The 8,873-nt window shown below is 69.9% G+C and carries 14 protein-coding genes; 8 read left to right on the top strand and 6 right to left on the bottom strand.

Annotated elements, in window-relative coordinates; genetic code table 11:
* From ABZ937_RS42485 to ABZ937_RS42460, 6 genes are all read right to left on the bottom strand, one after another.
* The coding region (locus ABZ937_RS42485; RefSeq protein WP_361700986.1) for a hypothetical protein at positions 1-748 on the bottom strand (748 nt) is incomplete at its 3' end.
* 153 nt (positions 749-901) lie between these two features.
* Positions 902-1,279: a hypothetical protein gene (locus ABZ937_RS42480; RefSeq protein ID WP_361700984.1), complete on the bottom strand. Its 378-nt coding sequence runs from the start codon at positions 1,277-1,279 to the stop codon at positions 902-904.
* Between the two features lie 105 nt (positions 1,280-1,384).
* Entirely contained in the window at positions 1,385-1,909 is a 525-nt protein-coding gene (locus ABZ937_RS42475; protein ID WP_361700981.1) for a hypothetical protein, read from the bottom strand.
* A 326-nt stretch (positions 1,910-2,235) separates the two neighbouring features.
* Positions 2,236-2,505: a hypothetical protein gene (locus ABZ937_RS42470; RefSeq protein WP_361700979.1), complete on the bottom strand. Its 270-nt coding sequence runs from the start codon at positions 2,503-2,505 to the stop codon at positions 2,236-2,238.
* A complete protein-coding gene (locus ABZ937_RS42465; RefSeq protein WP_361700977.1) occupies positions 2,502-2,765 on the bottom strand; it encodes a hypothetical protein in 264 nt (87 codons plus the stop codon). The genes ABZ937_RS42470 and ABZ937_RS42465 overlap by 4 nt, the downstream gene beginning before the upstream one ends.
* 64 nt (positions 2,766-2,829) lie before the next feature.
* Entirely contained in the window at positions 2,830-3,981 is a 1,152-nt protein-coding gene (locus tag ABZ937_RS42460) for a pentapeptide repeat-containing protein (protein ID WP_361700974.1), read from the bottom strand.
* 544 nt (positions 3,982-4,525) lie between these two features.
* Between ABZ937_RS42460 and ABZ937_RS42455 the strand changes: the two genes are divergently transcribed.
* From ABZ937_RS42455 to ABZ937_RS42420, 8 genes are all read left to right on the top strand, one after another.
* Positions 4,526-5,476 carry a hypothetical protein gene (locus ABZ937_RS42455; RefSeq protein ID WP_361700972.1) on the top strand — a complete coding sequence of 317 codons (951 nt, stop codon included), beginning with the start codon at positions 4,526-4,528 and terminating at the stop codon, positions 5,474-5,476.
* Positions 5,477-5,722: 246 nt separating this feature from the next.
* Positions 5,723-5,968 carry a hypothetical protein gene (locus ABZ937_RS42450; RefSeq protein WP_361700969.1) on the top strand — a complete coding sequence of 82 codons (246 nt, stop codon included), beginning with the start codon at positions 5,723-5,725 and terminating at the stop codon, positions 5,966-5,968.
* Positions 5,969-6,062: 94 nt separating this feature from the next.
* Positions 6,063-6,368: a hypothetical protein gene (locus tag ABZ937_RS42445; RefSeq protein WP_361700966.1), complete on the top strand. Its 306-nt coding sequence runs from the start codon at positions 6,063-6,065 to the stop codon at positions 6,366-6,368.
* 94 nt (positions 6,369-6,462) lie between these two features.
* Positions 6,463-7,140 (top strand): GGDEF domain-containing protein, encoded by a 678-nt coding sequence (locus tag ABZ937_RS42440; RefSeq protein WP_361700963.1) that lies wholly within the window; start codon positions 6,463-6,465, stop codon positions 7,138-7,140.
* Entirely contained in the window at positions 7,137-7,580 is a 444-nt protein-coding gene (locus ABZ937_RS42435; RefSeq protein ID WP_361700960.1) for a hypothetical protein, read from the top strand. The genes ABZ937_RS42440 and ABZ937_RS42435 overlap by 4 nt, the downstream gene beginning before the upstream one ends.
* Positions 7,577-7,867 (top strand): hypothetical protein, encoded by a 291-nt coding sequence (locus ABZ937_RS42430; protein WP_361700957.1) that lies wholly within the window; start codon positions 7,577-7,579, stop codon positions 7,865-7,867. Before ABZ937_RS42435 ends, ABZ937_RS42430 begins: the two co-directional genes overlap by 4 nt.
* Positions 7,868-7,887: 20 nt before the next feature.
* Positions 7,888-8,577: a hypothetical protein gene (locus ABZ937_RS42425; protein WP_361700954.1), complete on the top strand. Its 690-nt coding sequence runs from the start codon at positions 7,888-7,890 to the stop codon at positions 8,575-8,577.
* A complete protein-coding gene (locus ABZ937_RS42420) occupies positions 8,577-8,759 on the top strand; it encodes a hypothetical protein (protein WP_361700951.1) in 183 nt (60 codons plus the stop codon). Before ABZ937_RS42425 ends, ABZ937_RS42420 begins: the two co-directional genes overlap by 1 nt.
* Positions 8,760-8,873: the final 114 nt, after the last annotated feature.

Raw genomic sequence — 8,873 nt, 5'->3', positions numbered from 1 at the left:
CGCGGGGCGCCCCCGGGGCGGGGGGAGCGCCCGCCCCCGCGGGGGGGGGCACCCCCCCCGCGCCCACACCCAACCCCACCACCCCCCGCCGGGCCCGCCGGCCCCCGCCGCCCCCCCCCCGACCGGAGCAGGGGCAGTTCCACTTGATGTGATGCACGGGGGAGTCGGGTGCGGCGACGAACGCGTCGAGGCGGTTGGGCCAGGTGGTCGCCGCGACCGGGGACTGGGCGATGCCTCCCAGGCTTTCCCAACCGCTCCACTTGTTGCCGTCAAAGCTCTGTTGGCTCGGCGCGCTGTCCGCATCGACGGTGTACAGGTCCAGCCGGTTGGCGGCCCAGGAGGTAGCCGTGACCCGGGTGGTGCACGTACCACCGAGGCTTTCCCAGGTGTCCCACCCACCGGTGCCGTACCACAGGTGCTGCAGAGTGCTGTCCATGCCGCGGGCGAAGATGTCGATGCGGTTGGCGTCCCAGCACACGGCCGCGAGGCCGGAGTGGAGCTGCCCGCCCAGATCTTCCCAGGTGCCCCACCCGCCGGCGCCGTACCACAGGTGCTTCAGACGGCTGTCCGTGCCGATGGCGAAGATGTCCAGCCGGCCTGACTGCCAGCTCACCGCTACAGGCGCGGAGATGAACGCTCCGCCGCGGCTCTCCCAGCCGCCCCACGCGCTGCCGCTCCCCCACCCGTGCCACACCGCACTGTCGGTGCCCAGGGTGAAGACGTCGAGCCGGTCGGTGCCCCAGGACACCGCCGAGGGCTCGAACTGTAACTGCGCCGATCCACTCAGTTGGTCTGGTTTCTCCAGCGCAGATGTCGGCGTTGTCTCAGTTGATCTGGTCCGTCCCCGTCGGGTTGCTGGCCTGCCCGTTCGGATGCGGGAGAGGGCACCTGGGCGCAGGGGTCAGTGCTCGCCTGGCGGGGTGGTGGCGAGGAGCTCGCGCTTCACGTGCTCGTAGTCAGCCAGGGCCTGCGGGTCGCCGTGGGCATAGTCGGTCCAGAAGCCGGGGCGCTGCCAGCGGGCGTCGGCGAGGTGGGTGCGGCCATTGGCGATCACCAGGGTCCAGCCGGGCGGTATCCGGGAGTCCACTGTCTCGAAGGAGGCGGGGTCCCAGAGCAGTCCGGGGTCGGGCGTATCGGGGCCGAGCACGCGGATCTGGCAGTCGATGTCGTAGGTGACCATCTCCAGAACGGGGTAGACACCGCCTACCTGGATCCCGTCGAATTCCGTGACGGGGACGTCGCCGTCGGGGTGGATGATCTCCAGACATCTGACTCTCATGGCGAGAAGTATCGCCCCGGCCGATCCCCGGTTGCTGCCCGAGGCGCCGCGGCGGACGGCATCCGAACGCCTCGGTCAGGTTGATCGCCTGGCGCGGTCGTGTTCTCAGGTTGGTGTGGGCGGGGGTGGGATGCGGGCGAGGAGTTCGTGGGCGGCCCGGGTCAGGTGTGCGGGGATGTCGTCGGGGAAGTGTGGCCCGCCGTACTCCTGGAGCGCCCGCACAGCGTCGACCATGGGTGCCAACTCCTCGGACTGCCCGTAGGCCTCCGCGACGTTCTCGACGATGAGTTCGGCGCCATCGAGGGGGGCGAGCCATCCGCCGACGATCTCGGCGGCCCACCAGCGCGCGAGCGCCAGTCGGCCCTCCCAGTAGTCCTCGGGTGGATGGAAGCCGAAACCGAGCTCGTCGACTACCTGTCCGAACAACTCCGAGGCCTGGGCCTGTTCGCTGCGCAGCAGCCCGGCGAGGAGCGGCAGCGACGGTGTCTCGACGCCCGCGATCAGGGCGCGAAGAGCGGCCTGGATCAGATGGTCCGGATCGCCGCGCCGGCCGTCGGTCCACCAGTGGGCGATCTCCCGCAGTTCCTGTACCGCTTCGGCCGCCGTTCCGGGGGCTCCGCTCGTCGTCATGACGGCATGCTGCCACGCGTCGAATCCTGCTCTGCAGGGCACCAGGGCGGCAGCCACTGGACCCCCACCACTGATCAAGAACAAGTGGCAGAAACCTGCTGGTCAACAAGATCATTTGACAAAAGGTCAAGATCATTTGTCACGAGACAGACACCGGGCGGAGCGGGTCCGCCTCCGAGGCTCCCAGGTCACCTCTCAGGAACGTGTCTACCTGGGGATTCGAGGGGACAACCTCCCAGGCATTCCGGGCAACTTGACTATTTCCGGCTCCCGGATCCCTCGGGGCGCAGCAGGTTGACGGGGAGCTGGGAGGTTGCCATCGGTGATCAGCTCGGGAGAGGGGTCCAGACGTGCGACCCGCGGCACTGCCCGCAGGCGGCGCAGCCGGCGCACTCCACGCAGAACAGGGCCGGGAGGCGCGGGCAGTTGCAGATCGGGTTGCAGTCGGGGTCGTCGCCCTCGGAGTACGGCTCCCCGAGCGGAGGCGCGTAGTCGACGTGGACCTGGCCGTCGGCGGTGAGCGTCTCGTAGCAGGTGCCGCCGCCTGTCGCCTGCACCCACGTGGCGACCGCCAGCTCCTCCGGGCGGCCCGTCATGACGCGCTTCCCGCGCGCACCGCGGTGCCGACCTTGTACGCGCGGGCGAGCAGCGTGTTGAAGGCGAGCGCAGCCGCCGGGTCGGACTCGGGCAGTCGGCTCACGGCCGCCCGCTCGTCCTCGCTGAGCGAGTCCAGCAGGCCGGCACGGGCCAGCGTGCCCAGCAGGGCGTGGCGCAGGACGTCCGGGGCCAGGGCGGCACGGCGGGCGGCTTCGGCTTCCTGCTCCTGGCGGCGCTGCCCGTCCTGCAGCTGCTGCACGCGGTCGGCTTCGGCGTCGGCGAATAGCGCAGGGTTGGAACACCGACTCTTCGCGTGAGGCTGTCTACATCCCGACGGGGCGAGATATACCTCCCCAGGAGAATTGAGTACGGGTAAACGATGCTTCACTGAAAGAGGGGGACTCGCCGCTGACTGTTGCCTCTTCGAAAGAGACCGTACCGCTGTTAAATGCGGTGCGGTCGAAGGAGACCTTGCCCCCACTGAACTCCGCCCTGCGGAAGGTGACGGCGCCGCCGCTGACCGTCGCCTCGTTGAATGACACCTCGCCATCGCTGAATACCGCGGCCGTGAACTCGACACTGCCATCGCTGAACGCGGAGCGGTCGAAGCTCACGACGGCACCGGTGAACGTGGCACCATCGAAGTCGACTCTGCTACCGCCGAAGGTGGCACGTTCGAAGACGACGTGGCCACCGCTGAACTTGGCACCCTGGAAGGTGACTCTTCCACCCCTGAAGACGACGTTGTGGAAGAAGGCCATACCGTGGAACGTAGCACCGTAGAACATGACGTCACCTTCGAATGTGGCGCCGTCAAATGTCACCCGATGGCCGAATGTTGAGCCGATAAAAGTTATGGGGCCTCTGAATGCTACGTCTCTGAAGTCGGCCCATCCGAGAAATACACTGCCGGATAGCTCTCCGCCGTCGAATATTGCTCCGCGGAAATCGAAGTTTTCATGGCACCACGAGGAGGGAGCGTAAGGGTCCTGCAAGTGGTCCCCGATGACGGAGATGATCGTACGGCGTACCTCGCGCTCGCCTTCCTTATACCCCTGTTGCTGAGGGTCAGGCTGGTAGGGCATGCGGAGGTAGGCGCACAAAACGTCGATGCAGATCTGGCGCTGCTCTTCCCAGTCGTCGGCGAGGCGAGCGAGGGCGTATACGCCGGCGAGGCGCACGGCGGCACGCTCGTGGCCAAGCTGTTCGGCGGCCGTTGTGTAGCGGTCGAGGCGTTGGCTAGCGTCTGCGCGGTGGGCGTCACCCTCGGCAAGGAGCTGCTTACGGTATGCGTAGATCCCACCTAATACGGCGCCGACCAGGGTCAGCACTGTGACGGTGGTCTTGACGACCTCAGTTGTGTCGACCGGCTTGCGTGGTTTCTGGCTGCTGGCTGAGTGCGCGAGCCAGTCATACACGAAGTGATAGAGGACCAGACTGCAGGCGCCGACAACGAATAGGACGACCGGCGCCACCAGCCAAACGGACCATAGCTTGGGGGCAAACCTGCCTCGCGCAACTGCGCGCCGTCGAAGTGAGAATGCCACCCGCCGATCATGACGGGCGATGACCGTCCGCCGCACCGGGTTGACTCAATCGATGAAGGACGCCGCAACCAGACTCCACAAGCCTCTGGGTTGCAGGCGCACCTTCGCCCAGACGACCGGGTCCAGGCGCCTCGGTGACAGGACTGCCGTCGATCGTGGACATCGACCTCCTCGGCCCTGCCTCTGGCCCGGCATTCAGATGGGGCCCGGTTCGCGTAGGGCAGCTGGGGCGGACTGCCTCGCGCCTGCCAGGCCACCGAATAGCGCAGGGTTGGAACACCGACTCTTCCCCAGTCGAGGCCGCTGACTACGACCAGGACGACGACCCCGAGGACCGCGCGGACCTGGAAGCGCAGTACGCGGACGCGGTCCGCGCGTGAGTCGTACCGCCGACGCTTCGCCGAACAGCCAGAACCCGCCGCGACCCGGCCACGCCGGGCGCCCGCTGTTAACCCGGGAAGGCCACCCACGCATGAGTATCACGATCACGAACACCTACGGCACCGCGCACAACGTCAGCGAGACCAACCCGGCCCACGTCACGAGCTGCGACTACTACCGGCTGCCCCTCGTCGGCACCATCGCCCCCGGAAGCCCCGGCTACGAGGACACGGTCGAGGTGCTGAAGGACAACGGCCACGACACCCGACCCGAGGGGTATGGGCTGATCTTCCAGGAGTCCGAGGAGTTCAGCGCGACGTACTTCGGGTCGATCGAGCAGATCGAGAAGTACAAGCGCGAGGACGTCGACGGCAAGGCGACCTTCGACGCCTCGCAGGGGGTCGTGTACGCCCAGTGGCCCCACGGCAAGGGCTGGGACGACTTCCTCCCCCGCGTCTTCTGGAACCAGGCACAGCGCGGTTCGATCGCGGACGGCGTCGGCCTCGTCACCGCCTTCGCGCACACCGAGATCCCGGGCGCTGAGGTCATCGTCTACGAGTTCGAAGGCACGTGGAATCCCGGCAGCCAGCCGGAGCGGCTGGTCACCTACCACTGCACCGCCTGCCACATGGACACGTTCCACGACTGCGGGCGCGTCCACGAGAACACCGGCCCTGACAGCCGCCGCTGGGCTGTCCGCCAGGCCCGCCAGCACATCATCAGCGTCGCCCGGCACGGCGTCGGCGACAAGAACAGCGGAGCGCATGGCCCGCAAGCCTGTCACCTGGTACATCGCCACCCCCGCCGACGGCGTCATCGAGATGTCCCGGCACGCCGGCACCCCGGTGAACCTCGCCGCCAACGTCGGCCAGGTCGTCGACCACCCCAAGCCCTGCACCAACCTGTGGTTCGACGAGAGCCCCTTCTCATACTTCCGCATGGTCAAGCGCGTCGGCGAGGCGTGGAGGACACCGGTATCTGGCCCATCATCTGGCCCGTACGGCTGTGGATCGTCCAGCCGCTGGGCGAGCCCGGCAACTGAGGCCAGAGCCACTACCCCTACCGGCTGCTCTCCCACCGGATCCGCGTCCTCGAGGAGACCGACGCCCATCGTGCGCTCGGCGCCGCCGGCCGCGACGTCCTGGACGTCGTCCAGCAGCAGATCCCCGAGCAGGCCGTCCGCTGGGCTGCGGACTGGGACGCCGACCCCGAGGGCATGCGCCAGCGGCAGTGGAACTGGGCGCAGTGCGGCGGCCGAGCCTGCGGCAGCGGACGGTGGGCGGAGTCTGTGGCCCTCACGACGTCGCACGCCCGCCGCGAGTCCGCCGCGCAGACCTGGATCGAGCACGTCGCGCGCCGCGCCGTCGACCACGCCCTCGCCGACACCGACGCCAGCATGTACGCGTACAGCTACGCCTACGGCCGTGCCACCGGCCATGCGGTCGCTGCCCAGCACCAGGCCCGCTTCGACGCGTACGTCCTGGACGCGCTCCGCGGCACCGGCCTCGACTCCCCCGCCGCCGTCGCTGCCTGACGGGCTCTCCGTGCCGCCCCGGCCCTCCCGCACCACGGAGGCCGGGCGGTCGCGGTGGCCCCTCAAGCACTGGCACGGAGAGGAGATGGGCGTCATGCCGGGCACCGAGTTCTATGAGGTCGACGTCCCGATACACGACACCACCAACCCGGCCCGCAAGGGCGTGCACGTCTTCACCGGCGTCGCGGCCTCCCCCGCCGCGGCCCTGCGCCGCGCCCACGAGGTGTACGACGCCCCGCTCGCCGCGCACACGGCCGGACTCGAGATCCCCGGCAAGCAGCCGGACAGCTGGGGAGCGCGCGGGCTGAGGCCCGGCTGGCAGATGGAGTGGCCCGCCGCGAAGGCCGGCCTCTGGCACAACCCCGTCAGCTGGACCAGCCGCAGCGACTTCGCGCTGTAGATCCGCCCCGGGACAGGCGCACATCGGCGTCCAAACCAGTTCGCCTGCCCCGGGCCTACCCACCCCGTACGAGACGAGAGAGGGAGATCCCAGTATGGACTCCGTCCTGCGCGTGCAGGCCCGAATCGGGCAGCGCGCACTCTTACTGACCACCGCAGCCCTGCCGTTGACCGGCTGGGCCGTCCACGCCGTCGCCCTGCACAAGCAGCTCGCCACCACCCGGAAGGGTCCGCTGACCGGCCTGCTGCGCCGCGACTCCTACACCGCCCGCGCGCGCCGACTCCTGGCCCGCCACGGCGACGACACGGCCGTGGTCATCGTCGACCAGGACCACTTCAAAGCCGTGAACGACGACTTCGGGCACCCGGCCGGGGACGCCGTCCTGACCGCGACCGCAGCCCGGCTCACCGCGTGGGCAGGCCCGCGCGCCTCCATCGGCCGCCTCGGAGGCGATGAGTTCGCCGTCGTCCTGGAGCTGCCCGCCGCACGCCTGGAGCAGCGCCTCACGCAGCTGGTCAGCATGCTGCACACCCCCGTCGTCCTCGAGGACGGCCGCACCGTCGACGTGGCCGCGTCGGTCGGCGCCGCATCCCCGCGTACGGTCGGCTCCCGCGACCTGACCGTGCTGCAGCGGGTCGCCGACGCGGCCCTGTACGACGGCAAGCACTCGGGCCGCGCCGTCGTCGCCTCGCCCGCGCACACCACGGTGCCGTCCATCAACGGCCGCCGCGCCGGGCGCCCGGGCACCAGCATGTGGGGGCGGGCAGCATGAGCACCGCGACTCTCCCGCAGGGCGACTGGATCCGCGGCATCAGCGTCCAGCAGCCGCACGCCACCTGCATCCTGAGCGGCGCCAAGGGCATCGAGAACCGCCCCAAGCCCTGGAGCTGGCGCGGCTGGATGCTCCTGCACGCGGGCCAGCGGAGCGACCGGGCCGCCCTGCGCGTCCCGCTGATCGCCCGCACGATCCACGGCCGCGAGCTGACCACCGGAGCCGTGATCGGTATTGCGCGCATGGTCGACTGCCATCAGGACCCCGAGGGCTCCGAGCCCTGCACGCCGTGGGCGCTGGCCGGCACCTGGCACCTGGTCCTCCAGGACGTCCAGGAGCTGCCGCTGCCGGTCCCCGCCGCCGGGCAGCTCGGGCCCTGGAGGCCGACCGAGGACCTGCTGGACCGCGTGTTCCAGCAGCTGCCCGCCTTCCGGCCGTGACCCGCAAGGGATGCACGAAGCAGAAGCCGCCCTTCGAGCCGGGCCTGATCCCGGCTCCCGGCGAGCTTCTCGTCTGGCGCGACGGCCAGCACTTCGACCGCTGGCAGGACCTCCCCTGCACGCTGTGCGGCCAGCCCACGCCCATGCGCTCCCACTCCGGGGATCCCGTGCACAAGGCATGCGCGGAGGGCTGGATCACCGCCAACCCCGTTGAGGCCCGCCTTGGGCGGTTCGCTTCCGACCTCGCGCCGAAGCCCAAGTCCAAGGGCCAAGGCGACCACGCCTGACCTCCACCTGGAGGACCTCCATGAGCAGCACCGACCGCGACGTCGACCACGCCCTCGCCTACCCCGAGCCGCCGGCCTCTCCGCTCTGGCACCGCCACGGCGCGAAGGCCCGCCCGCTCAGGCCCGCCCAGCAGCGGCGTAACCGCGAGCTGCTGGACATTGCCCAGCGCACCACCCGACCCCGTTCCCCTCGCCCCGCCGAGACCCCTGGCGGAGGCCAGCTGATGGACACCAAGCATTGCGCCGTCGATGGCTGGGTCGACGCGATACCCGCCCACGGCCCGCGCATCGGGACCGCCACCTTCGACCTGATCGTCCGACCCGCCGACATCGACGCGCTGGCCGACGATGCCCCCGACACGGTCGTCACCTGCACCAGCGGCGACCCCCGGATCACCCACGAGCTGCTGAATGGCATACAGCCCGGTGACCTGCTGCGCGTCACCGGCACCCTGGTCCAGCCGCCGGCGCCCGGCGAGCCCGCCCGGCTCACCGTCGACGCCCTGGAGGTCCTGGACACCGGACTCATCCCGGTCCTGCGGGACATGGTGATGGACCGCTACGGCGACTACTGCGTCATCTTCGACGCCGACCGCGACCAGGTTCTCGTCTTCACCGCGCTCGGGCAGTGGGTCGGCCTGGCGGACAACCCCGACGCCATCACCACCCTCATCGACATCCACGAGCGTGTGAACGGAGGTGACGCCTGATGGCCACCACCAGCACGCAGGCCCGCACGGTCCTGGAGCGGTTCCCCGCCGGAGGACCCCGCGGCTCCTGGCCAGCCGAAGAGTACGCCGCCAACCAGCGCGCCCGAGGCACCAACGCTCAAGTCGTCATGGACCTGCGCACCGACCCGTTCCTCGTGGTCACCGACACCACCACCCAGTAGCACCGCCCCGGAGCGCCGCGCCCGCCCTTCCCGGCCGGGCGGCGCCGCGCCAGGAGCCTCAGTGATTACTAGCCTGTTGCACCAGTCGCACCTTCCATGCGTCTGCCCCTCGGC

The sequence above is a fragment of the Streptomyces sp. NPDC046727 genome (assembly GCF_040645635.1).
Lineage (GTDB): Bacteria > Actinomycetota > Actinomycetes > Streptomycetales > Streptomycetaceae > Streptomyces.
The sequence above is the reverse complement of the archived record's forward strand: the minus strand, read 5'-3'. Positions and strand labels throughout refer to the sequence as shown.

Excerpts from the sequence above, each read along its gene's own strand:
- ABZ937_RS42440 (WP_361700963.1), top strand. The coding sequence starts at position 6,463 with ATGGACTCCGTCCTGCGCGTGCAGGCCCGAATCGGGCAGCGCGCACTC.
- ABZ937_RS42435 (WP_361700960.1), top strand. The coding sequence starts at position 7,137 with ATGAGCACCGCGACTCTCCCGCAGGGCGACTGGATCCGCGGCATCAGC.
- ABZ937_RS42425 (WP_361700954.1), top strand. The coding sequence starts at position 7,888 with ATGAGCAGCACCGACCGCGACGTCGACCACGCCCTCGCCTACCCCGAG.
- ABZ937_RS42455 (WP_361700972.1), top strand. The coding sequence starts at position 4,526 with ATGAGTATCACGATCACGAACACCTACGGCACCGCGCACAACGTCAGC.
- ABZ937_RS42445 (WP_361700966.1), top strand. The coding sequence starts at position 6,063 with ATGCCGGGCACCGAGTTCTATGAGGTCGACGTCCCGATACACGACACC.
- ABZ937_RS42420 (WP_361700951.1), top strand. The coding sequence starts at position 8,577 with ATGGCCACCACCAGCACGCAGGCCCGCACGGTCCTGGAGCGGTTCCCC.
- ABZ937_RS42475 (WP_361700981.1), bottom strand. The coding sequence starts at position 1,909 with ATGACGACGAGCGGAGCCCCCGGAACGGCGGCCGAAGCGGTACAGGAA.
- ABZ937_RS42470 (WP_361700979.1), bottom strand. The coding sequence starts at position 2,505 with ATGACGGGCCGCCCGGAGGAGCTGGCGGTCGCCACGTGGGTGCAGGCG.
- ABZ937_RS42480 (WP_361700984.1), bottom strand. The coding sequence starts at position 1,279 with ATGAGAGTCAGATGTCTGGAGATCATCCACCCCGACGGCGACGTCCCC.